20 protein-coding genes are annotated in these 23,465 nt (G+C 36.2%); 8 read left to right on the top strand and 12 right to left on the bottom strand.

From position 1 onward, the window contains the following. Positions 1-26: 26 nt before the first annotated feature. Positions 27-212: a hypothetical protein gene (locus G466_RS0107255; protein WP_026813068.1), complete on the top strand. Its 186-nt coding sequence runs from the start codon at positions 27-29 to the stop codon at positions 210-212. Positions 213-293: 81 nt separating this feature from the next. Here G466_RS0107255 and bcp read toward each other — a convergent pair whose 3' ends face one another. After that, entirely contained in the window at positions 294-743 is a 450-nt protein-coding gene (gene bcp, locus G466_RS0107250; RefSeq protein ID WP_026813067.1) for a thioredoxin-dependent thiol peroxidase, read from the bottom strand. 83 nt (positions 744-826) lie between these two features. On the opposite strand from bcp, the gene G466_RS0107245 reads away from it, so the two are divergent. Next, entirely contained in the window at positions 827-1,492 is a 666-nt protein-coding gene (locus G466_RS0107245) for an endonuclease III domain-containing protein (protein ID WP_026813066.1), read from the top strand. Positions 1,493-1,839: 347 nt separating this feature from the next. Here G466_RS0107245 and G466_RS24100 read toward each other — a convergent pair whose 3' ends face one another. The 3 genes from G466_RS24100 to G466_RS0107235 all read right to left on the bottom strand — a co-directional run bounded on the left by G466_RS24100 (position 1,840) and on the right by G466_RS0107235 (position 4,104). Continuing rightward, positions 1,840-1,983 (bottom strand): hypothetical protein, encoded by a 144-nt coding sequence (locus G466_RS24100; protein ID WP_169720740.1) that lies wholly within the window; start codon positions 1,981-1,983, stop codon positions 1,840-1,842. A gap of 72 nt (positions 1,984-2,055) precedes the next feature. Continuing rightward, positions 2,056-2,637 (bottom strand): RNA polymerase sigma factor, encoded by a 582-nt coding sequence (locus G466_RS0107240; RefSeq protein ID WP_026813065.1) that lies wholly within the window; start codon positions 2,635-2,637, stop codon positions 2,056-2,058. Positions 2,638-3,522: 885 nt separating this feature from the next. Further along, positions 3,523-4,104, bottom strand: coding sequence for an RNA polymerase sigma factor (locus G466_RS0107235; RefSeq protein WP_026813064.1), 582 nt, complete (start codon positions 4,102-4,104; stop codon positions 3,523-3,525). 319 nt (positions 4,105-4,423) lie between these two features. Between G466_RS0107235 and uvrA the strand changes: the two genes are divergently transcribed. Further along, a complete protein-coding gene (gene uvrA / locus G466_RS0107230) occupies positions 4,424-7,219 on the top strand; it encodes an excinuclease ABC subunit UvrA (protein ID WP_026813063.1) in 2,796 nt (931 codons plus the stop codon). Positions 7,220-7,435: 216 nt separating this feature from the next. Then, on the top strand, positions 7,436-8,809 hold the full coding sequence (locus G466_RS0107220; RefSeq protein ID WP_026813062.1) for a hypothetical protein: 1,374 nt from the start codon (positions 7,436-7,438) through the stop codon (positions 8,807-8,809). Between the two features lie 66 nt (positions 8,810-8,875). Here the strand turns inward: G466_RS0107220 and G466_RS0107215 are convergent, their stop codons facing one another. The 4 genes from G466_RS0107215 to G466_RS0107200 are packed head-to-tail and all read right to left on the bottom strand — an operon-like array spanning position 8,876 to position 14,335. After that, positions 8,876-10,345 (bottom strand): lipopolysaccharide biosynthesis protein, encoded by a 1,470-nt coding sequence (locus G466_RS0107215; protein WP_026813061.1) that lies wholly within the window; start codon positions 10,343-10,345, stop codon positions 8,876-8,878. Beyond that, on the bottom strand, positions 10,336-11,619 hold the full coding sequence (locus G466_RS0107210) for a glycosyltransferase family 4 protein (protein ID WP_026813060.1): 1,284 nt from the start codon (positions 11,617-11,619) through the stop codon (positions 10,336-10,338). The genes G466_RS0107215 and G466_RS0107210 overlap by 10 nt, the downstream gene beginning before the upstream one ends. Then, positions 11,619-14,051 (bottom strand): YfhO family protein, encoded by a 2,433-nt coding sequence (locus G466_RS0107205; RefSeq protein ID WP_026813059.1) that lies wholly within the window; start codon positions 14,049-14,051, stop codon positions 11,619-11,621. The genes G466_RS0107210 and G466_RS0107205 overlap by 1 nt, the downstream gene beginning before the upstream one ends. Before the next feature lie 20 nt (positions 14,052-14,071). Continuing rightward, a complete protein-coding gene (locus G466_RS0107200; RefSeq protein ID WP_026813058.1) occupies positions 14,072-14,335 on the bottom strand; it encodes a DUF4834 family protein in 264 nt (87 codons plus the stop codon). A gap of 100 nt (positions 14,336-14,435) precedes the next feature. On the opposite strand from G466_RS0107200, the gene G466_RS0107195 reads away from it, so the two are divergent. Together G466_RS0107195 and G466_RS0107190 are read left to right on the top strand one after the other, a co-directional pair. Beyond that, the gene (locus G466_RS0107195) at positions 14,436-15,449 is read left to right on the top strand and encodes a transporter (RefSeq protein ID WP_034234915.1); all 1,014 of its coding nucleotides are present in this window, start codon (positions 14,436-14,438) and stop codon (positions 15,447-15,449) included. A gap of 66 nt (positions 15,450-15,515) precedes the next feature. Further along, entirely contained in the window at positions 15,516-16,634 is a 1,119-nt protein-coding gene (locus G466_RS0107190) for a hypothetical protein (RefSeq protein ID WP_026813056.1), read from the top strand. A 383-nt stretch (positions 16,635-17,017) separates the two neighbouring features. On the opposite strand, the gene G466_RS0107185 is transcribed toward G466_RS0107190, so the two are convergent. From G466_RS0107185 to G466_RS21585, 3 genes are all read right to left on the bottom strand, one after another. Continuing rightward, positions 17,018-18,277 (bottom strand): aminotransferase class I/II-fold pyridoxal phosphate-dependent enzyme, encoded by a 1,260-nt coding sequence (locus G466_RS0107185; RefSeq protein ID WP_026813055.1) that lies wholly within the window; start codon positions 18,275-18,277, stop codon positions 17,018-17,020. Between the two features lie 113 nt (positions 18,278-18,390). Then, complete coding sequence (locus G466_RS0107180; RefSeq protein WP_026813054.1) at positions 18,391-19,431, bottom strand: PLP-dependent cysteine synthase family protein; 1,041 nt, start codon at positions 19,429-19,431, stop codon at positions 18,391-18,393. 64 nt (positions 19,432-19,495) lie between these two features. After that, a complete protein-coding gene (locus G466_RS21585) occupies positions 19,496-21,574 on the bottom strand; it encodes a S9 family peptidase (protein WP_034234942.1) in 2,079 nt (692 codons plus the stop codon). A 255-nt stretch (positions 21,575-21,829) separates the two neighbouring features. Here G466_RS21585 and G466_RS0107170 point away from each other — a divergent pair, with 255 nt between their 5' ends. Both G466_RS0107170 and G466_RS0107165 read left to right on the top strand, forming a co-directional pair. Beyond that, on the top strand, positions 21,830-22,156 hold the full coding sequence (locus G466_RS0107170) for a YbaB/EbfC family nucleoid-associated protein (RefSeq protein ID WP_026813053.1): 327 nt from the start codon (positions 21,830-21,832) through the stop codon (positions 22,154-22,156). Between the two features lie 156 nt (positions 22,157-22,312). After that, complete coding sequence (locus G466_RS0107165; protein WP_026813052.1) at positions 22,313-22,762, top strand: thioredoxin family protein; 450 nt, start codon at positions 22,313-22,315, stop codon at positions 22,760-22,762. Between the two features lie 68 nt (positions 22,763-22,830). Here G466_RS0107165 and pdeM read toward each other — a convergent pair whose 3' ends face one another. Next, on the bottom strand, positions 22,831-23,457 hold the full coding sequence (pdeM, locus tag G466_RS0107160; RefSeq protein ID WP_034234911.1) for a ligase-associated DNA damage response endonuclease PdeM: 627 nt from the start codon (positions 23,455-23,457) through the stop codon (positions 22,831-22,833). Positions 23,458-23,465 lie beyond the last annotated feature (8 nt).

Here is a 23,465-nt window from a genome sequence, read left to right as displayed (position 1 = left end):
CTTTAATAGGTCGATAGATAATTCCAATGCTGTTCGTTTTACTGCAAATATCGAACTCCTATTTCAATTCACACACAACTTTTGAGCTTGATCCGGAATCCGTTCTACCAGAGGGAGTAGCCGATATTATAAAAAAGAAGCAACTTTTCACCCGAAAAAATGAACTAACAGAAAGGGAAGAAGAAGAAAAAGAAAAAAAAGAAAAAGTTTAATTACAAATTTTCAATATAAACAGACGGTTCAAAATTAGGAATAAATTCCTTTCTTGGACCGTCTATATATTTACGAGAGTTTTATAATATTTGAGCTGCGTGGTCTTTGGTCTTAACCTTATCTATTACTTTAGACACTATTCCCTTTTCATCTATTACAAAGGTCATTCTATGTATGCCGTCATATTTCCTTCCCATAAATTGTTTTGGACCCCATACCCCAAAGATATTTAAGACGGTATGGTCCTCATCTGCCAACAAGGGAAACGGGAATTCATATTTATTTCTAAAATTCGATTGCCTTTTTTGCGAATCTGCGCTTACCCCTAATAATTCATAACCTTGAGCCTGCAGTTCCGAATAATTATCCCTTAAATTACAAGCCTCCGCTGTACAGCCTGGGGTACTTGCTTTGGGATAGAAAAAAACTATCAATTTCTTTCCTTCATAATCAGACAGTTTAATAGTATTTCCATCTTGGTCCATAGCCGAAAATGAGGGCACTTTATCCCCTACTTTTAATGTATTCATATTAGTATCTTAAATAATTTTGTTACTTTGGAAATTGGTCTATCCATAGCCAATTTCTTATTTTTTATAAAATTACACATTTAATGACTAAAAGAGAAAAAGTAGACTTTACGATTAAGACATTACAGGAGATTTATCCCACTATTCCCACACCCTTAGACCATAAGGATCCCTATACACTACTCATTGCCGTACTTTTATCGGCACAAAGTACAGATGTAAGGGTTAATATGATAACTCCGTTATTATTTGCTAAAGCGGACAACCCTTACGATATGGTAAAAATGACGGTTGATGAAATAAGGGAAATCATAAGACCAGTTGGCCTGTCCCCAATGAAAGCTAAGGGAATTTATGGGCTGTCCAAAATGCTAATAGAAAAGTACGATGGAATTGTCCCAAAAGATATAGAATTGTTGAAGGAATTTCCAGCTGTGGGTCATAAGACGGCTAGTGTGGTAGTAGCACAAGCCTTTGGAATTCCAGCATTTCCGGTAGATACCCATATCCACAGATTAATGTTCAGATGGGGGTTTTCTAACGGTAAAAATGTTGTGCAAACGGAAAAAGATGCAAAAAGATTATTTCCAAAAGAGTTATGGAACGACCTTCATTTGCAAATTATTTGGTACGGTAGGGAATATTCCCCAGCAAGAGGATGGGATTTAGAAAAGGATATTATAACCAAAACTATTGGCAGAAAGGAGGTGCTCAATGCTTATTATAAGTCCAAAAAACTCAGCAAATAAGCAGGATTTTATAAATCCGTCACTGAGTCAATCGCCCATGGGTAAGCAAATAATGCTCCAAATAGAAGTTGACGATAACCTGTTAACACCCGTCTGAACGGAATGGCAAACCTGGGTGCCTTCTAATCTCAGGTAGTAAGTGAAATCTGAAATGTATCCAAAGGCCATCACTGATTTCTATGGCAGATTTAGGTGAACATATTGCATACCTATAGCTACGAAACAATTTTTAAAAGCCTTACTCCTAAAAAGAACCTTGGATTTATGGACCAATGGTATTTTATCAGAATTATATACAAGAGAAATAGCTACATAGTAAAATGCGTTATTTCTACTTAAATTTGAAACTAGTTTAGATTATTTTCAAACTGAATATTATCATACTCAATAATCTGTAACGACTTGGAATAGCTCATCAATAAATTCACAGTTTCTTGGCTAGCTGCGGCAAGTTTACACTTGTTTTGGTTGTCAGAGTAAATTTTTTCCATAAGATTATAGTATTGTTTGATTAGATAACGCCACTATATTGGAAATATTGCTCTAGCTGTTCAAAGCTTTCGTTAATTAGTTAAAACGATATTGTTTTTCTCTATAATCTTTCGAAGGTTAATTAGCGCGTAACGCATTCTTCCCAAAGCAGTATTAATGCTCACCCCAGTGTTCTCGGATATTTCCTTAAAACTCATGTCCTTATAAATTCTCATTAATAGAACCTCCTTTTGATCTTCCGGTAACTCATCAATTAATTTATTTAGATCAGAATCAATTTGATCTTTAATTAACTGCTTCTCTACATTTAATTTATCATCACCTATAACCGAGAAAATATTAAAATCTTCGTTGCCTTCAAACTTGGGCATTCTTTTGTTTCTTCTAAAATGATCTATTACCAAATTATGTGCAATTCTCATTACCCAAGGTAAAAATTTTCCTTCTTCACTATAAGAGCCTTTTTTTAAAGTCCGGATTACTTTAATAAAGGTATCTTGAAAAATATCTTCTGTTACATCCCTGTCTAGTACCTTGGAATAAATAAAGCTACTGATACGTTGGTTGTGTCTGTTAATTAAAATTTCAAGAGATTTTTCATTTCCATTAATGTAATCTTTTACTAATACCGAGTCATCTTTTTGCAATTCCATACTACTTGTTTTTTAGTTAGTTAAGCGCCTTCTTTTCAAGATTGGTCTTCTATTGATTTGCTACTAGGCTATAAAGTCGTTACGCTTATAGTGTACTAGTGAACTAACAACAGGATAAAAGTATATAAATGATAAGGCTGTGTAAAAAGTATGTTGTAAAACCCGCATTAAACGATGTCAAACGTCGATTTTATTGTTTTCACTATAATAATTATTAAAATAAGCAGTTGGCAATGTGCTAAGAGTAGTATTGTACTCATTGTATTTAGTTTACTTATAGACCTTATGTATAGATAGGATTAAAAAGGAAAAAAGAAGGCAATTAAAAATCGTAAAGGTATTTCTATACCACTATTATTACAGTACTGAATTAAAAATGGGAATGGATAAATAGAAATAACATACTCTCAAAGAGTACATATAGATTATATGATTTGAAACTAATAACTGAATTAGATTTAATGTGATTTTTTGGATTACTTTAAACCCTTATAAACATTATGGTAATTTAACTTAGGGCAAGTCCACGAAAGATGGACGCATAATTAACGATAATATTTAGACGCTCGCCTAAATTCAACGGGCAGGGAATAGCCGGTGCAAAAGAATATAGCTTAGTGTTTAATGATCAAAATCACTAAATACTTGTAGGTAGTTTAGACGCTTAATTTTAATTGAGATTCTGCTCCAAGTGCTCACCGTCGCATTCCATTATACAAAGCGATTTGGAATAACTTAATAAAAATTCTATTTTAGAAGAAGATGTAGAAATCAGGGTACAGTTATCCTTTGCGTCAACGTAAAAGTTCTCCATGGGGCATTGGTTTATGTTTAAAATATACATTATAACCTCCAAAGCCCCTTAAAAATAAGTCTTACAGCACATTAATTCGTTAAAACTATATTGTACTTGTCAATCAATTTTCGGAGGTTGATCAATGCATATCTCATTCTCCCCAATGCAGTATTGATACTTACTCCGGTATTCTCGGATATTTCCTTGAAACTCATGTCTTGGAAAATTCGCATTTCCAAAACCTCCAGCTGCTCTACTGGCAACTCCTTAATAATAACTCTTAAGTCGGAATCTATTTGGTCCTTAATCAACTGTCGCTCAACATCTAATTTATCATCACTGATAACAGCGAAAAAATTAAAGTCGCTTTTGCCTTCAAATTTGGGCAATCTTTGGCTCTTTCTATAATAATCTATAATAAGGTTGTGGGATATCCTCATGACCCAAGGTAGAAATTTACCTTCTTCATTATAATTACCTTTTTTTAAAGTCTTGATAACTTTTATAAAGGTATCCTGAAAAATATCTTCTGTAACCTCTCGGTCTTGAACTTTGGAGTAAATAAAGCTACTTAGGCGCTTATTGTGACGGTTTATCAATATTTCCAGGGATCTTTCGTTTCCCTGCATATATTTTTTTACCAATACTGAATCTTCAATTAATAGTTCCATACTAATTACTTTTTTTAAGCTTAACAATAGAATCACCACTCTAATAGAGGAGGAAAAGCACATTAAATTTTATAAAAAGTAATTTTGTTACGTATAGGCTATTTTGTGTTTATTGAAGTTCAAATATATAAAAAATTAAGTCGATCTGGTAAATTTTATGTAAAGTAATCCTAACTATAAGTTAAACTATCAACTCCCATCGCATAGAATACACAAATAGTCCCTCCTTTCAATACGATTTTTTAGTTTGTAGATGGAGTTCATATAACACTAGTGATTAAATTACACATATTGTATCTTTGCAGCCTTAAATAAATGTATGATCGCTTTAAAAGATATCAACCCAAAGTATAACATTATAATTAAAGGAGCCAAGCTCCATAATTTAAAAAATATAGATGTAGTTATCCCTAGAAATAAACTAGTGGTTATAACCGGTCTATCGGGTTCTGGGAAGTCTAGCTTGGCATTTGATACCCTTTATGCCGAGGGTCAGCGTAGATATGTAGAAAGCCTATCCTCGTACGCAAGACAATTCTTAGGTAAATTAGATAAACCTAAAGTCGATTATATAAAAGGTATAGCACCCGCCATTGCAATTGAGCAAAAAGTGAATTCTACAAACCCGAGATCTACCGTTGGGACTACCACAGAGATATATGATTATTTAAAATTATTATTTGCTAGAATTGGCAGGACTATTTCTCCAGTATCAGGAAAGGAAGTAAAAAAGCATACAGTTACCGATGTTGTAGAACATATTAAAACATATGAGGAAGGTACCAAGTTATTACTGTTAGCTCCGATAAAAATAAGCGAGGATCGAGATCCTATTAAGTCGCTTCAATTATTTTCTAAACAAGGTTTTGCCAGAATATTGTATCAGGGAGAAGTTATAAGGATAGATGATGAAATAAAAGAAATTGGCAGGGAATTCCATTTAGTAGTTGATCGAATTATTTTTAAGGATGATGAGGATTTTTACAATAGATTAGGAAATGCCATTGATACTGCGTTCTTTGAAGGTAAAGGCGAGTGTATTATCCAGGAGCTTACCACGGATGAAACCGTCCATTTTAGCAATAAATTTGAGTTAGATGGAATTTCTTTTCTGGAGCCAAACGTACATCTTTTCAGCTTCAATAATCCTTATGGGGCCTGTCCTACTTGTGAAGGTTATGGTGATGTAATTGGTATAGACGAAGAATTGGTCATTCCTAATACTTCTCTTTCTGTATACGAAAATGCCATTTACCCATGGAGAGGAGAAAGCATGGGAAAACATAGAGACAAATTAATAAATTCTGCATATAAATTTGATTTCCCCATCCATAAACCTTGGTTCCAGTTAAGCCAAGAACAGAAAGATCTTGTTTGGGAAGGGAATAGTTATTTTACCGGCCTAAATAATTTTTTTCAAAAATTAGAGGAAAAGAGCTATAAAATTCAAAACAGGGTTATGTTATCCAGGTACAGGGGCAAAACCAAGTGTAGCACTTGTAAAGGCAAACGCTTAAGAAAGGAAACAGATTATGTAAAGGTTGCCGGGAAATCTATTTCAGACCTAGTAGAACTACCTATAGAAAATTTAATTCAATTTTTCAATGACCTTAAGCTAGACAGCAATGATAAAAAAATAGCATCGAGGTTACTTAAGGAAATAGAAAGCAGGCTGGGATTTTTAAACAATGTAGGGCTTAATTACCTAACCCTCAATAGGAAATCCAATTCCCTCTCCGGAGGAGAAAGTCAGCGTATAAATCTTGCTACCTCTCTAGGAAGTAGCTTGGTGGGCTCCATGTATATTCTAGATGAACCTAGTATTGGACTACACCCAAAGGATACAGAAAACTTAATTGTAGTTCTAAAAGCACTTCGCGATTTAGGTAATACCGTTATTGTAGTAGAACACGATGAGGATATTATGAAAGCCGCAGATGAGGTGATCGATATAGGTCCCCAAGCCGGAACCCATGGTGGAGAAGTTGTAGCACAGGGAACCCTTGCAGAAATATGCAAATCCGATTCCCTCACCGCAGCCTACCTAAATGGAACTATGGAAATAGCCGTTCCAAAGAAAAGACGGACTTCTAAAAACCATATAGAAATTAAAGGTGCCCGGGAAAATAACCTAAAAAATATAGATGTTACTTTCCCATTAAATGTACTGACCGTTATCACAGGCGTTTCCGGTAGCGGAAAGAGTACCTTGGTAAAACGACTACTATATCCCCTAGTCCTTAAAGAAATTGGCGGATTTGGCGAAAAAGCCGGACAGTTCACCAGTATTAATGGCAATTTTGAGACACTTAAGAATGTAGAATACGTAGACCAGAATCCCATAGGTAGATCTTCTAGGTCTAACCCTGTAACCTATATAAAGGCTTATGACGATATACGAAACCTATTCTCCTCCCAAAAACTAAGCAAGTTAAGAGGATACCAGCCCAAACACTTCTCCTTTAACGTAGAAGGTGGCCGATGTGAGAAATGTAAAGGCGAAGGGGAAATTACAGTCGAAATGCAATTTATGGCCGATGTGCATTTAGAATGTGAGACCTGTAATGGCAAAAGATTTAAAAAAGAAGTCTTAGAAGTTAGATTTGAAGAGGCCAATATTGATGATGTCCTAAATATGACCATTGATGATGCGGTTGATTTTTTCGAAAAAAACAGCCAGACTAAAATAGTAAGTAAATTAAAGCCACTTCAAGACGTTGGATTGGGTTATGTAACTTTGGGACAATCCTCTTCTACCCTTTCAGGTGGAGAGGCTCAACGTATAAAACTAGCTTCATTCTTAGTAAAAGGAACTACCAAAGACAAAACCCTTTTTATATTTGATGAACCCACAACTGGACTCCATTTTCACGATATTAAAAAATTATTAAAATCTTTTGATGCCTTACTTTCAAAAGGCCATTCTATAGTAGTAATAGAACACAATTTGGATATGATAAAATGTGCTGATTATATTATAGACTTAGGCCCGCAAGGAGGGGAAAAAGGAGGACATCTTATAGTTCAGGGCGTACCTGAGCTAGTCGCAGAAAATAAAGAGTCCTATACAGCTGGCTATTTAAAAGAGAAATTGCACAATATCAAACTAACTTAAAAGCATAGTCAATTACCGCCACATTGAATTAAAAAAACAACCATTTTAAAAATTGTTTAGTTTAAAAGCAGGGTTTTTATGAGAGATATTAAACTTTAAAATAATTTTATATACCTCATAATCAGCATAATATAAGGTTATCGGATTGTTTGGCATGTTGTTTGGTATATATCAATCGAACGCAAATAATTACAAACTATATTAATACCTTATATTATGAGAAACTTAATACTCCTTTTTACAGCGCTTGTTTTTAGCAGCTCTGGTGCTATGGCAGCCATCACAGAAGATAAGGTTGCAACTAGCACTACTTATAGGTATAACGACTCTTTTATATTTGTTGAAAATGGAATCACCTTTTCAGTATATCCAGATGGTGAGTTCGATTTTTATATCGACAACAGGGTTGGTGTAAATGCTAATGTAAGTTTTGGCCATACCAATATCACCTTTAATTCTGGTTATGACTATAACCCATATGTACAATATGATGAATATGGGGCTGTAATTCAGGTAGAGAATGTACCCATCTATTACGATTATTACGGTAGGGTAACCCAAATAGGCGATGTAGATATACAATATCGAAATGATAGAGTAAGAAGGTTGGGAGGACTACATGTTTATTATAATAACTATGGGCACTATAGTCACCACAATGGATATATAAATAGTTATAATAGGCAATATGTGTACAAACCTTTTCACAGGTACTTTGCTAGACCATTAGTAGGATTCAATATTGTGTATAACACTCCTTACAGAAGATATTATACCCCTATTAGGTATACTTACTATAGGCCTTATCACAATAACTATCGTAAGTCTTATGCTAAAGTAGGACACAAGTATAAGTATCATAAATCGCACGAAAAAAGACGATCCGTATACAGAAATGATAATCGAGTTGCGGTAAGGGATAATGGCTACAGACGTCAAAGTAATCAGGGATCTAATACTAGAAGTGTACATACCAGAAACGAAAGCTTAAGGAACAATTTAGGTAGTTCTAGAAGTACATCAACTCGTTCTAACAACAATGGAACGCGTACTGTAAATAGTAGTACTACATCACGCTCTAACAATAACGGGAACAGCACTATAAATAGAAGCTCTACGGCTCGCTCTAATAATAATCCTAACCGTACTGTTAATAGAAGTTCTACGGCACGCACCAATAATGCGAATAAGTCGGACAATAGATCAACTACGGTTAGGAGCAGCACAATGGATAGCAATAGTAATGGTAGCATCAGCAGAAGTACCAAAATCAGATCTAATAATAATGGAAACAATTATGTTCCTAAGACCACAACGGCTAAAAGAAGTAGTAATGCTACAAGTTCCGTAAACCGGAGCAGACCATCGGTCAGGAAAACAAGTAGTACTTCAACATCCCGTAATACGGCGGTAAGAAGTAGTTCTTCTAACCGAAGTAGTAACACCAAGGCAGTTAGAAGTTCAGCACCAAGCCGTGCAAAAGTAAGCAGTAACAATGCAAGCACTAGGTCGGTAAATAAAGCGCCTTCTAATTCGGTTAGAAAGTCCACTACAGTTAGTGGTAGAAGTAGAAGTTCTAGAAATCAATAAAATTAGTTTTTAGGTTGGTTAGTTGTTTAGCCCGTAGGGAATTGGTTCCTACGGGTTTTTTTTGATCTAGCTCCTACCCCTTAACCTTTCCATGTATTTGAATAGTACTCCATAAACATCATCTGATATTTTAAACCGGTACAACACAAATACATACGGCACAATTATTAGAATACTTTTTAATCCAATATTGATAAGAGGAGGGTATGGAAATTTTACAAAGTATAAAAGTAAGGCTATCCCAAATAGAAGTAAAAATACTTTTGCCGTTTCCTTGGTAATGGGTTGAATATCAAATTTAACCTTTACATAAATCAACTTAATGGTATTATAAATAAAAAATGCCAAGAAACTAGCTATTGCTGCGCCATCTAGCCCATATTTTGGGATCAACCACAGGTTTAATAGTATAGTCAGAATCGCCAATAACACCCCCATCAGCAGTAACGCCTTGTAAAAATCAGAATTATAGAGAATAGCATTATTATTTCCCAAAATGGCATCATACACTTTAGCTAAGCCTAGGATAACAACAATCATAAATCCGCCCCTGTAATTTTCCGGTAAAAAATCATATAGGTCATGAAGGTTCAAAATAATCAATAAGAAAAGAAGTCCTGATACTATAAACAAAGTAAGCGAGCTCTTTTGATACAGTCTTTTTAGACCTACAGTATCTTTATTGTGAAGGATTTCTGCAGTTAAAGGATAGGTAATATTATGCATGGACCTGGAGGGAACAGCAATGGTGATAGCAATATAACCCGCAACACTATAATAGGCTACGTTTTCTATTTCTATAAACTGATTAATCATTACCTTATCTACCTCCAGTAATACTATGGCCGCTGAGCCTCCTAAAATGATTAATGCACTATAGCTTACCATTTCCCTGGTATTGCTAGGAAGCTTTAGGTTTGGCTTAAAGCCTTGAAGTTTTAGGGCATAGCCCATCATTATTAAGGTCCTAAAAAGATATAGTAATACAAGGGCATTAAGAAACGACACTACCGAAATAACATCAACATAAATCAGTAACAATAGGATAGTTATGATAATTCTGCTAAAGACCTCTTTCATAAAATTCCCAAAAACCGATCTCATCTTCACTTTGGCCCATGCATAGAACACCTCAAAATAGGCCATTGCCAAGCCAATTAGAAATATATGCCATACATAACCCTTTACCACGGGATTTTCTTTCGATAGAAAGTTGCCAATGGTCTCATTGGCTAATTGGGAAATAAGTGCTAACGGAACTATCAAAGCTAAAGGCAAGAGTATCATAAGCGTTAAGAAGGAATCCCTACTCCTACCCTCTTGGAAACCCGTAAAGTATTTTACCAGAGTATTGGGAACCCCAAAAGCCAACAGTGGCATTAAAACTGCTGAAGCCGATAGAATTACATTAACAAGACCGAAATATTCATCTGTTAAAAATCGGGTATATAGAAAAAGTAAATTGGTTCCTCCTATTATAAAACCAAAATAGGTGATTAAGGTATTGTTTAAAGATTGTTTTAAAACTATTCCCATTTCCCTATATACTTGGCTAATTTAGAGGTAAGTTCCTTTCTGTGATACTGTTCCGTTTTTGAATGTGGCAGGGCCAACTCCCCTTTTTTAAATTGTAAAAACCAATGCCACAAGATATCCTTAATTTCTTTAAACTGCTGATATTCCAAAGTTTTTCCCGTATTGGAAGCCTCAATTAAGGTCGCAACTTCCCAATCTTTTGGACCTACCCCTAGAATAGGTCTTTTAGCGGCCATATACTCGAATACCTTTCCAGGAATAATTCCCTTGGTAGCTATACTATCTATTTCTAATAGCAATAGGACTTGTGAACTTCTTTGCAGTGACATAGCTTCTTTATGGGTAAGATAACCAAGCAGATCTAAATACGGTTCTAATCCAAAAGATTTTATACTTTCTAGGACATCACTACTGACTACTCCGGCTAATTTTAATCGCAAACTCTTTTTAAAAGCTTCGTTTTCTGCCACTAATTCTGATAAAGCTTGCCATAAATGTAATGGATCCCTTCCAGAGAGCAGGGATCCTATATGGGATATTGTAAAAGTAGCATCTAAAGGGACAGGTTCTTCGTCATAGGTATCAAAGCCATTGGTTATCACAGTAATCGGCTTCTCGGTCAACTGAGAAAATTCTAATTTCGTGGTATTACTGGTCACAATAATTTTATCCGCCTCGTTTAGCACCATATGCTCCAATTGCTTATGCTTTTTCTTTGATGCTGTTGTAAGCATTAGCTTATCGTGATACCCAATAGAGGTCCATGGGTCCCTAAAATCTGCTATCCACTGTACTTTTACTTGTTTTTTTAATTGCTGTCCAATTAAATGAACACTGTGTGGTGGTCCAGTTGTGATAATAGTTCCAATTTTTTCCTTTTCTATCAATCGAGACAAAAAGTTTACGGAAGGCCTAATCCAAAACTTTCTAGCATCGGGAATAAAAAGGTTGCCCCTAACCCACAGCATTAATTTTTCTAGAAGAGTCTGATCCTTGGTGGTAATAATACCTGAACTGATCTGCTTGGTCTTTCTTTTTGAAAAAATACGCGCCAATCCATAAGGTTCAAATATTTTCTGCTTGTAAACCTTCACTCTCCCAGGAATTCCATTTTCGAAGGAGTCATCTGTAATGGGATAATTAGGGTTTTCAGGAGCGTAAACAATTGGCTCCACATTATAATGGGGAAGATACTTTACAAATTTCAACCAACGCTGTACTCCTGGTCCCCCTGCAGGAGGCCAATAATATGTAATAATAAGGACCTTTTGCATTAGTCGGTTGTGTTATTTCCCGATGTCCTAAAGCCATATCCCACCCCTATAATTAAGATTAATCCGATAATAATAGAGGTTGCCATGGTAATCGAGGAACCAATTTGTACTATTTCTGGTTGAAATTTAAATTCTATCGTATGTTCTCCTGCAGGAACTTCCAATGCTCTTAGCACATAATTCACTTTAAAGTGATTGGTCAGTTCTCCATCTATATACGCATCCCATCCATGTGGATAATACATTTCCGAGAAAACTGCCACCCCCGGGTTGGAGTTCTGCGACCTATAGGTCAGGTGATTAGGGCTATAGTTTGTTAATTCTATATTTGCTATAGAATCTAGCCTAAGTTTTTGATTTTTGTGAGCAATTTTAGCGCTATTGAATACTGCACTGCGCTTTAGATTCATGGTATCCAATGCCATAATTTCCTCATTGGCATTTTGTACAGGTATCAATTGATCTACAAACCAAGCGTTACCATTGGCATCCGGATTTTGGGCAGGATAGCTTACACCCTCCTCATCTTGTTGCACCACGTATTTTACGTTAAGCATACTCAGGACCCCTATTTTACCCTTATATATATGGTATTTGAATAAATCTTCCAGTCCGGCAGGCTTGGCAGCATGGTACCCACCAATTGACTGATGAAAATAAGAAGTCCTAGCCCCATTAATTCCCTCATTAGGATCGTATACTCTGAATATTCCTGGATCTTGGGCAATCTGTCTGTCAAATTCGGTCTCCTGAAAAGGTTCGGACATCCTACGCTTCGCTACAAAATCTTCCTCGTTTACATAACGCTTTGCCACACCTACCAAATCGAAAACAACTAAAAGCCCAATTAAAATTATGACGAGCTGCTGCTTTAATTTACCTTTTAAGAAGAACCAGATAACCACGGCAGCCAACCCAATAAATATTAAGGATCTAAATATATCGGAATTATAGACGGATTTTCGATCGGCTTTTATAAGGGCTAATATATCATCCCCATAATATTGTCTTAATGTTTCGTCACTTTGACCTGTAAACGTGAATAGTCCTTTTATGAGCAGTAAAAAAATCCCTAGCCCTAAAGCAATAAAAACGGAGGTTTTTAATGCCTTTAATTTTTTAGAGTCGTTCTCTTTGTTATTAAAAAGTGCGACCAAAGCTAAAATCGCCAACACTGGCACGCACAGTTCTAAAATAACTTGGATGGAAGAAACCGCCCTAAATTTATTGTATAGCGGAAAATAATCGATCATTAAATTGGTCAATAATCCAAAATTTTTACCCCAAGACAAGAATAAAGCCATTATTGTGCCCCCTAGGAGCCACCATTTCACCTTTCCACGAACTAAAAACAATCCCAAAACAAAAAGGAAAAACACAACTGCCCCAATATAGGCTGGTGCAGCAACAATAGGTTGATCTCCCCAATATAATGGCAGTCCTTTTGAAAATTCCAAGGCCTTGTTTCTGGGGATTCCATTTTCCGTTAAATAGCTATACGTTTCAGATTTGGTACCCAAATCTTCACTATTGGACCCCCCAAAGAGTCTGGGTACGAATAAATTAAGGGATTCTGCTATCCCGTAACTATATTGGGTTATATATTCCCTGTCTAAACCAGATCCTTTTTCTACCGGATTCCCTTGTGGGTCAATGGTAAGTTCAGATTTACCCCTAGTGCTCCAATCCGCATATTCTTTTGTAGCCAAAAGGCTGGTTGCATTTGCCGCTACACCCAAAAGAACAGCTATTAAGAGTAACCCTACCGATTTTCCAAAATGTTGTAGTTGCTTTTTCTTAATGGCATCTACTAAATAAACCGCCCCGAGTACTAGCACCAATAACATAAAATAATATGTCATCTGGTAGTGATTGGCCCCAACTTCTAGCGCCATGGCAATGGCGGTAAGCAAAAAGCCCCATAAATATTTCTTTCTGAAGACCAATATAATTCCGCCCAAAAGCATCGGCATATACCCTATAGCATGGGCTTTGGCATTATGGCCTACCCCAAGAATTATAATCATGTAGGTAGAAAACCCAAAGGCCAGTGCCCCTAAAACCGCTAGTTTATAATCTACCTTAAGGCAGCATAATAAAATATAAAATCCGATTAAATATATAAATAAATAGTCTGCCGGTCTTGGTAAGAACCGGATAATCCTGTCTAATTTATAAACGTAATCATGTGGGTAATAGGCTCCTAATTGATAGGTGGGCATACCTCCAAATGCACTATTGGTCCAATAAGGCTCCTCTCCGGTATTTTTCCTAAAATCGTTCTGTTCCTTTGCCATTCCCGTAAACTGAACTATATCGGATTGTTCTATCACCTTCCCTTGTAAAACGGGATGGAAATAGGCAAGAGCTACAATGATAAAAAATAGGGTAACAAAAAAATGGATAAAAAAGGCTCTAAGACCGTTTCTCATGGCTAATAATTGGTAAATGGTTATTCAATTTCCTCAAAATCAATGTATTCCCCGACTTTATTAGAGGGTTTTCTTTGCTTTTTTGGTCTCTTATCTATAATTACATCTCCTATGTGAGACGCTTCGTTTTGGTCGGGCCCGGGAAAACCATTAAATTTTTCCTTAAAATATTTTTCCGTCTTTTTTGCAGCGTACCTAAACAGTATTGGGCCTAACCATTTCGCTAAAAACTTAAGCGCATAGTATACCAGGATTATTATTAGCAGCGTTTTTAAAAAACCCATATTTGTTAACTAATTTTACATCAGAATATATATCAAAAATACAATTATAGCGTTGTATTAATAAGTCAAATGTCTTAAAATAATAATAAATATAGTACCTATGACATATTATGGTTCTTTGAAACAATTAAATCTTCTGTTTATTGTTGCTTTTGTTTCCATTCCTTTCTGTGGTTTATCGCAATATACTGAGATAATAAACTCTAACAGACCTGGTCTTTCTGTAAGCGCTTATTCCGTGGGTACCAATGTTCTACAAGCGGAGTTTGGCGCGGGATTTGAGCAACGAGACCATTCCAGACTAGCTACGGAGTCTAATTTATTAGGAGCAGATATTTCCTTACGATACGGTCTGTTCTTTGAAACGTTGGAAATAAATTATGAGGGTACTTTTGATCATCAAAATAAAACTTATTTAAATACAGGTGTAGAAATAACAAATTCTGACTTCTCTAGGAACCGTTTAGGCCTTAAATTTTTGATTTTTGATCCTTTTAGGAATTCGGAAAATAATAAGCCAAACTTATATAGTTGGAAAGCTAACAATAAATTTAGGGTTAAAAACCTTATTCCTGCGATATCTATTTACGCGGGAGCAAATTTCGTTTTGGGGGACAACCCTTTTTATCGTGACGAAAAAATAATTTCTCCAAGAGTGATGATCGTCACACAAAACAAAATTACTTCCAGAATGGAACTAATTTCTAATATTGCTTATGATCGTATAGGAACCGAATTTCCTGAATGGAATTATACCATCTCGCTTTCCCATGCTCTTAACAATCCTAAATGGAGTGTTTTTATAGAAAATCAAGGTATAAAAAGTGACCGATACGCTGATGCCCTACTACGTGGTGGAGTGGCACACCTCTTAGGGAATAATATGCAAGTAGACCTAAATTTTGGAGCTAGCTTTAAAGATACACCAAGTAGAATATTTGGTGGCATGGGTATGTCCTATAGGTTAGATATGCATCAAGATAAAATAAAGGCGATATCAGACCAAGACCCCAATGGGAACGGAGGGCCAATTAGGAAGAAGGATATGCTAAAAAAGAGTAAGAAAAAAAGTAAAAAAGATAAAAAAGTTACCAATAGTGAAATTGATTTTTAAAAATACATCCATCCACTTTTTCCTATTAGATAATATCCCTAATATTGAGCATACAAACGCAAAAGTATGGTCACGTTAAAAGAAGTAACAAATAAGTCTGGTTTAAGGGATTTCGTTAAATTTCCATTTGCACTCTACAAGGATTCCCCTTATTGGGTACCACCAATTATTAGTGATGAGATGGCCTCTTTTGATAAAACCAAAAACCCTGTCTTTAAAGATGCCGAAGCGTGGTTTTTCTTGGCATATAAGGACAATAAGATCGTGGGACGTGTGGCTGCTATAATAAACAACATCGAAATAAACCGCCAAAATGTAAAAAAAATGCGCTTCGGCTGGTTCGATTTTATAGACGATTACGAAGTTAGTGAGACCATGTTCAATAAGGTGGTCGAAATTGGTAGACAACACAAGCTATTGTATATGGAAGGCCCTGTAGGATTTTCCAATATGGATAAGGTTGGCGTGCTAACTGAAGGGTTCGATCATATTGGAACCATGATCACCTGGTATAATTATCCCTATTATGCAAAGCATTTTGAGCGTTTTGGATTTGTAAAAGAAAAAGGGTATTTAGAAAGTATATTTCCTTTCAGTAATGCCGACCCCAAATTTTTTAAAAAGGCAAACGCCCTGGTAAAACAACGCTATGGTGTTAAGGAACTGAATTTTACTTCCACCGAAGAAGTAATGCCCATGGTGGACCAGATGTTCGATCTGTTTAATGAAAGCTATTCCAAACTCTCCTCTTTCGTTCCTATGACAGACCTGCAAAAGGACTATTTTAAGAAAAAATATATCTCATTTATTAATCCAGAATATATAAAATTTGTACTAGATAAAGACGACAAATTGATAGCCTTTGGTATTGTAATGCCTTCATTTTCCAAAGCTTTGCAAAAAGCAAAGGGAAAATTATTCCCCTTTGGATGGTACCATTTGCTAAATGCAAAGCGAAATAGCAAGGAAGTAATGTTTTATCTAATTGGAGTGCATCCGGAATACCAGAACAAAGGAGTAACCGCCGTTATATTTAATGAATACCATAAGACGTTTACGGAAAAAGGGATTGAAACCTGTATACGGACTCCCGAATTGGAAGATAATGTAGCTATCCGGCAATTATGGAAGCATTTTGATCCAAAGGTCTATAAAAAAAGAAGTACTTTCAGAAAGGACCTTTAAGTCTAGTATTCAGTTCAACGTAGTTAGTATTAAGATTGGTATTGAGTAGTGCGATTTGAGTATGGAGCCCGTCCCTCCGGCAGGCCCGAGAAAACGAACTTTAGCTAATATGCTATTTAAAACGCGAATCAATACTCCTTTATCCGCGGAAGACAAGTTAAAGCGGAGCTTTCGTTAGTATAAAGATTAGTGTGCGTTGTACGTCCCTGACATCGGCCGTCTACTTAAAAGAGGGGACTAGTGAAAGTGGTTGAAATAATCTTTAAAACCAGGTCTCTTCTGTCCTATATTTTTTTTTAAATAATCAGCTTAGATTTTCTAAAAACAAAAAAAAAGCCAACCTTATTGCTTAAGTTGGCTTTTAATAGTATTAAAATATAATTTTATTCTCCCATTGCTGCAGAAACTGCGGCAGATAATCTCTTATAGGTTCCATTTTGCAATCGCTCTCTAATTACTGAAAACGCTTCCAAAGTTTCGGACACATCTTGTAAAGTGTGGGTTGCGGTAGGAATCATTCTTAGAAGTATCATTCCTTTTGGGATAACAGGATATACTACAATAGAACAAAATATTCCAAAGTTTTCCCTTAAGTCCTTCACTAAGGCCATTGCTTCCGGAATACTTCCGTTAAGATATACAGGGGTAACACAACTAGTGGTAGTACCTATATCAAAACCTCTATCCTTTAGTCCGTTTTGTAAGGCGTTTACGTTCTCCCATAGTTTAGCTTTCAACTCTGGTTGAGTGCGCAACATATCTAAACGTTTCAAGGCTCCTTTCACGTAAATCATAGGCAATGATTTAGCAAACATTTGAGAACGAAGGTTATATTTTAGATAATCTATGATTTCTGCATCAGCGGCTAAGAAAGCACCAATACCGGCCATAGATTTGGCGAAAGTTGCAAAGTACACATCTATACCGTCTTGTATGCCTTGCTCTTCTCCAGCCCCTGCTCCTGTAGCTCCCAAAGTACCAAAACCATGAGCATCATCAACAAATAGCCTAAAGTTATATTTTTCTTTTAGCGCTACAATTTCCTTAAGTTTACCTTGTTCTCCTCTCATACCAAATACGCCTTCGGAGATCACTAAAATCCCTCCCCCGGTCTGTTCAGCCATTTTTACGGCACGTTCAAGGTTTTTCTCCAAGCTTTCCATGTCGTTGTGCTTAAAGGTAAAACGCTTGCCCATGTGTAAGCGAACGCCATCTATAATACAGGCATGAGAATCAACGTCATAAACGATTATATCGTCTTTAGAAACCAAAGCATCAATGGCCGAAACCATTCCCTGATAACCAAAATTCAATAAATAAGCAGACTCTTTCTGCACAAATGCAGCCAGTTCTTGTTCTAATTGCTCATGAAACTCGGTATGTCCAGACATCATTCTGGCTCCCATTGGGAATGCAGCTCCATATTCCAACGCAGTTTCTCCATCTACCTTCTTCACTTCCGGTAAATTTGCAAGCCCCAAATAATCATTGATGCTCCAAGTAATAACTTCTTTACCTTGGAATTTCATTCTATTAGAGATAGGTCCTTCTAATTTTGGAAAAACAAAATATCCTTCCGCTTGCGAGGCCCATTTCCCTAATGGTCCTTTATTTTCAATAATTCTTTCAAATAAATCTCTCATCTAGATTGGTTTGATTGTTAGTGCAAAAGTAAATGTTTTTAACTCACATTCATATCTCAAAAGCAACGATTGAGCCACCGTTGCTTTTTAAATTGTTAATAACAATGTACTTTCTATTTTATAAACTCTATTTTTTGTGGCTCTTCTATATTTTTTGTGTCAAAGAATCCTTGATCTGCCATCCATTGGTCACTATATATTTTACTCATGTATCGAGACCCATGATCAGGAAAAATAACCACTACGTTGCTATTTTCATCAAATTCCCCTAACTCATTCAATTGCTTTACCGCCTGCATAACCGCACCACTGGTGTAACCCACAAAAATCCCTTCTGATCTAGATATCTCACGGGCAGTATGCGCACTTTCCTCGTCCGTAACTTTTACAAACTCATCAATTATTTTAAAATTAGTAGCAGTAGGAATTAAATTTTTCCCCAAACCTTCAATTCGGTAAGGATAGATTTCATTATTATCCAATTCTCCTGTTTCGTGATATTTTTTTAATACAGATCCATAGGCATCAACACCTATGACACGAATTTCGGGATTTTGTTCTTTTAGATATTTGGCAGTCCCCGATATAGTACCTCCAGTACCACTACAGGCAATAAAGTGAGTAATATGCCCATTGGTCTGATCCCAAATTTCTGGTCCAGTACTATGATAATGAGCATCTGCATTAAGCTCATTAAAATATTGATTTATATAAATGGAGCCTTCTGTTTCCTCGTGCAATCTTTTAGCGACCTCATAATAGGACCTAGGATCATCTGCACTTACGTGAGCAGGACAAACATACACTTTGGCTCCCATAGACCTCAACATATCAATTTTGTCTTGTGAAGACTTAGAGCTAACTGCCAAAATACAGTCATACCCTTTAATGATACTAATCATGGCAATACTAAAGCCGGTATTTCCAGATGTAGTTTCTATAATAGTACTTCCTTTCTTTAATATTCCCCTACGTTCTGCCTCTTCAATGATGTGAATTGCAATTCGATCCTTAGCAGAGTGCCCAGGATTAAAGCCTTCTACCTTGGCATAAAAATTACCAGTTAGAGGTGCAGCTACTTTATTAAGTTTGATTAATGGGGTGTTTCCTATAAGTTCTAGGAGGTTGTTATAAGCATTTATCTTATGTTCCATAGATATTTTCTAGGGTTAGAACTTATTGACTTAGTGATTTTTCGCCAATATTTATAGCACAAAATTAACCTTTTTTTTCGATTTTTGATTTATTTTGCTCCAAATCTAATAAAAACGCATATTCTTTTGCTACTTCACGTAGGGATTCAAACCGCCCGGAAGCCCCGCCATGACCAGCCTCCATGTTAATGTTGAACAATAATATATTTTTATCTTTTTTGAGTTCCCTAATTCTTGCTACCCATTTAGCTGGTTCAAAATACTGCACCTGAGAGTCATGCAGTCCCGTTGTAACAAGCATATTAGGATATCCTTGTTCTACCACATTATCATATGGAGAATACTTTTTCATATAATCATAATATTCCTTTTCATTGGGATTCCCCCATTCATCATATTCCCCTGTCGTCAATGGAATAGAATCGTCTAGCATAGTTGTTAACACGTCAACAAAAGGTACTGCGGAAATAACACCATTATAAATTTCAGGGGCTAAATTTATCACTGCGCCCATTAAAAGTCCACCAGCAGAGCCTCCCATAGCATATAAATGTGCCGGACTAGTAAATTTTTTCTCTATTAGGTATTTAGAACAATCTATAAAATCTGTAAAAGTGTTCATTTTCTGCAAGAGTCTACCGTCTTCATACCATTTCCTGCCAAGATACTCCCCTCCCCTTACATGGGTAATAGCATAAATAAACCCTCTATCCAGCAGGCTTAATCGTACTGTTGAAAAATAAGGGTCAATGGTGTAGCCATAAGCTCCATAAGCATATTGCAATAATGGACTCTTACCATCTAACTTTGTATCTTTATGGTATACTAGCGAAATTGGGACCTTAACCCCATCCGAGGCTGTTGCCCAAATCCTTTTAGAAATATAATTTTCCTTATTAAATTTACCGCCCAATACTTCTTGCTCCTTTTTAATAACGCTTTCCTTGGTCCGCATATTAAAATCGATAACAGAACTAGGAGTGGTCATGGAATTATAACCATATCTAAGTATTTCTGTATTAAAATCGGGATTGGCACCTACATAGGCAGTATAGGTTTCATCATTAAAGGGTAAATAGTAACTGTCCGTACCATCCCATTTTACAATTTTTATAAGGTTTAAGCCATTTTCCCGCTCAGAAAGCACATAGTAATCCTTAAATATCTCTATATCCTCCAATAATACCTCTTCACGATGCGGTATAAACTCTTGCCAATGATCAGATTCGGTTTGATTATCAGAGGTTCTCATTACCTTAAAGTTAGTGGCGTCATCCTTATTGGTAAGGATATAAAAGTCATTATGGTAATGCGCTATAGAATACTCCAATCCCCTAATTCTTTTGGAAAAAATTTGAAAGTCTCCCTCCGCATGGTCCGCATTTAAAATCTGGAATTCCGAAGTGAGCGTACTAGAAGAGCCAATAACAATAAACTTTCTGGATTTTGTTTTATATACAAAAGTGGTAAAGGTATCGTCCTCTTCATGAAAGACTAGTTTGTCTTCTTCCGCAGGTGTACCCAGAATATGCTTGTATATATTATTTGACCGCAGCGTAACCGGATCCTTTTGAGTGTAGAAAACGGTTTTATTATCATTGGCCCAAACGGCACCTCCAGTAGTATTTTCTATTTTATCGGGAAGTAATTCCCCCGTTTCCAAGTCCTTAAAGTGTAAAGTGTACTGTCTTCTAGATACAGTATCGATTCCAAAAACCGCCAACTTATTGTTAGGACTTACAGATAGTCCGCCTAAATTAAAATAATCAAACCCTTGGGCCATACTATTACAGTCCACCATTATTTCCTCCGGGGCGTCCTCTATTTCGAACCTTCTTGCAAAAATGGGGTATTCCTTGCCAACCTCAAAACGAGTAGAATACCAGTACCCATTATACTTATAGGGTACAGAAGAGTCATCTTCCTTAATTCTTGCTTTCATTTCCTGGAACAACTCCTCCTTTAAGTCGTTGGTATGCGCAGTAAGCGATTCGTAATAGGCATTTTCCTGCTCCAAATATGCAACTACCTCCGGGTCCTCCCTATCGTTTAACCAATAATAAGGATCTACCCTAGTATCCCCGTGCATAGTTAATTCTTTAGGCACTTTTTTTAAACTGGGAGGTAGTAATTGCTGCTGCATAGGAATCATTTTTTTTAAGAAAGCGCAAAAGTAATATTTATATGCGTGCTATAAGGCTAAACAAATATTAAAAATTCATCCAAAAATGTCAAAAATACAGAAACAACTTCCCTTCTTAACTTGTTATCTGGCAACAAAGTAATTATATAAACAAAGATGGTATATTTCCTATAAATTTCACTAACCCAAGTGCTATTGATAGAGAAGTGAATTCTATTTACTAATTTTGAACCTTGTTAATTTAAATAGATAATTATGTTTGGAGATATGATGGGCATGTTAGGGAAACTTAAAGAAACCCAAGAAAAAGTACAACAAACTAAAGAGCGGCTAAATACGGTAATCATAGACGAACAATCCCCAGACGGGTTGTTAAAAGTTAGCATTACAGCCAACAGGACTATAAAATCCATTGAGGTAAATGACAGTTTATTGGAAGACAAGGAACAGTTAGAAGATTACCTGATCCTTACTTTGAACAAAGCCATTGAAAAGGCTACCACCATCAATGAAAACGAATTGGCTGCCGTTGCAAAAGATGGAATGCCCAATATTCCGGGTATGGATGCCTTCTTAAAATAGATGCTTTTAGCCTCTAAGGTTTTCTGTCTGATACCACATGGGAATGCTCCTGAGGTATCGGACGGAAACTACCAATAATATGAAGCCCGGCCGAACGGAATGGGCAGGTAAGGATTAGCGAATTCAATTCCCACGTTGTGAGTAAACTACTTTAGGATGAAACCATACTTCTTTTTTATATTTTTACCCCTATTCCTTAGCGCTCAAAGTAATAACACTACTTTGGGACAGAATTGGCATACCAATTTCGAAGATGCTATTGGGAAAGCAAAGAAAAGCAATAAAGATATCCTGATGTATTTTACTGGAAGTGATTGGTGTGCACCCTGTAGCGTTTTAAAGAAAAATGTTTTAGACACAGATGACTTTGCCGATATAGCCTCAGACTACGTGCTACTTTATATAGATATCCCTAGAAAAAAAGATAGACTAAGTCCAGAGGAAATGGAACAAAATATGGATTTGCTATCACGCTATAATAAAAAAGGTATTTTTCCCTTCATAAGCCTTGTGAGCGCTGCAAAGCAAGAAAGAGCAAGTATTTCTGGCTATGGTAGTAAATCTGACATAGATCGCTATTTGCAGTTTTTACGTAAACATCGTTAAGTAGTAACTTCCTATCCCATAGGTCTATCCGTTAATTGCTGGGCTTTATCAGTATTCAAGACAATACTTTAAATTTTAATAACCTCATCAGCAGCAGTGGCATAGATAGCATCCCCAATTTTAGGAGTTATTAGAAATTTCCCTGTAAAAGCACCAAATGCGGGTAGCGTTAGTTGGTTTAGCTGTTTGTGAAAACAGGGTACACTGAGTGATTGCCTCCCAACCCCCCGTACTTTAATTCCAGGATGAATATGTCCAGAGATATTAAATACACCTTCTCTTATTTCGGGATGATGGGTAAGAAGAAATTGATTTAGTAATAACTCCCTCTCCATTTGGATTCCCAACTCACTAAATTTTTCGGGTGAAATTATATCGTGATTCCCCTTTATAAGAATTATCGCAGAAGACTGATTTTTCACCCAAACTTCAAATAACCCCCACTCATTATTTAGGGTACTGTGAAAAAGATCGCCCAAAAAGCAAATCTTATCAGGATTAAAATAAGAAACCAGTTTATTTAATCGCTCAAAATTGGTGTTGATAGCCTTTTGGGGAATAGCACTTCCAAATTTTCTAAAATGGGAGATTTTTCCCAAATGTACATCGGCGATCAAAAGCATATTTTGGTCTTTCCAGTAAACTGCTCCACTGGGATGAAGCGTGAAAAGGGTGTCACCGATTGTAATTTCCATTATAAACG

The organism is Arenibacter certesii DSM 19833 (assembly GCF_000429545.1).
Taxonomy (GTDB): Bacteria; Bacteroidota; Bacteroidia; order Flavobacteriales; family Flavobacteriaceae; genus Arenibacter; species Arenibacter certesii.
This window is presented reverse-complemented; position numbering and strand designations above follow the sequence as displayed.

Excerpts from the sequence above, each read along its gene's own strand:
- G466_RS0107205 (WP_026813059.1), bottom strand. The coding sequence starts at position 14,051 with ATGAGAAACGGTCTTAGAGCCTTTTTTATCCATTTTTTTGTTACCCTA.
- G466_RS0107170 (WP_026813053.1), top strand. The coding sequence starts at position 21,830 with ATGTTTGGAGATATGATGGGCATGTTAGGGAAACTTAAAGAAACCCAA.
- G466_RS0107235 (WP_026813064.1), bottom strand. The coding sequence starts at position 4,104 with ATGGAACTATTAATTGAAGATTCAGTATTGGTAAAAAAATATATGCAG.
- G466_RS0107180 (WP_026813054.1), bottom strand. The coding sequence starts at position 19,431 with ATGGAACATAAGATAAATGCTTATAACAACCTCCTAGAACTTATAGGA.
- G466_RS0107195 (WP_034234915.1), top strand. The coding sequence starts at position 14,436 with ATGACATATTATGGTTCTTTGAAACAATTAAATCTTCTGTTTATTGTT.
- G466_RS0107215 (WP_026813061.1), bottom strand. The coding sequence starts at position 10,345 with ATGGGAATAGTTTTAAAACAATCTTTAAACAATACCTTAATCACCTAT.
- G466_RS0107185 (WP_026813055.1), bottom strand. The coding sequence starts at position 18,277 with ATGAGAGATTTATTTGAAAGAATTATTGAAAATAAAGGACCATTAGGG.
- G466_RS21585 (WP_034234942.1), bottom strand. The coding sequence starts at position 21,574 with ATGCAGCAGCAATTACTACCTCCCAGTTTAAAAAAAGTGCCTAAAGAA.
- uvrA (WP_026813063.1), top strand. The coding sequence starts at position 4,424 with ATGATCGCTTTAAAAGATATCAACCCAAAGTATAACATTATAATTAAA.
- G466_RS0107190 (WP_026813056.1), top strand. The coding sequence starts at position 15,516 with ATGGTCACGTTAAAAGAAGTAACAAATAAGTCTGGTTTAAGGGATTTC.
- pdeM (WP_034234911.1), bottom strand. The coding sequence starts at position 23,457 with ATGGAAATTACAATCGGTGACACCCTTTTCACGCTTCATCCCAGTGGA.
- G466_RS0107220 (WP_026813062.1), top strand. The coding sequence starts at position 7,436 with ATGAGAAACTTAATACTCCTTTTTACAGCGCTTGTTTTTAGCAGCTCT.
- G466_RS24100 (WP_169720740.1), bottom strand. The coding sequence starts at position 1,983 with ATGGAAAAAATTTACTCTGACAACCAAAACAAGTGTAAACTTGCCGCA.
- G466_RS0107245 (WP_026813066.1), top strand. The coding sequence starts at position 827 with ATGACTAAAAGAGAAAAAGTAGACTTTACGATTAAGACATTACAGGAG.
- bcp (WP_026813067.1), bottom strand. The coding sequence starts at position 743 with ATGAATACATTAAAAGTAGGGGATAAAGTGCCCTCATTTTCGGCTATG.
- G466_RS0107210 (WP_026813060.1), bottom strand. The coding sequence starts at position 11,619 with ATGCAAAAGGTCCTTATTATTACATATTATTGGCCTCCTGCAGGGGGA.
- G466_RS0107240 (WP_026813065.1), bottom strand. The coding sequence starts at position 2,637 with ATGGAATTGCAAAAAGATGACTCGGTATTAGTAAAAGATTACATTAAT.
- G466_RS0107165 (WP_026813052.1), top strand. The coding sequence starts at position 22,313 with ATGAAACCATACTTCTTTTTTATATTTTTACCCCTATTCCTTAGCGCT.
- G466_RS0107255 (WP_026813068.1), top strand. The coding sequence starts at position 27 with ATGCTGTTCGTTTTACTGCAAATATCGAACTCCTATTTCAATTCACAC.
- G466_RS0107200 (WP_026813058.1), bottom strand. The coding sequence starts at position 14,335 with ATGGGTTTTTTAAAAACGCTGCTAATAATAATCCTGGTATACTATGCG.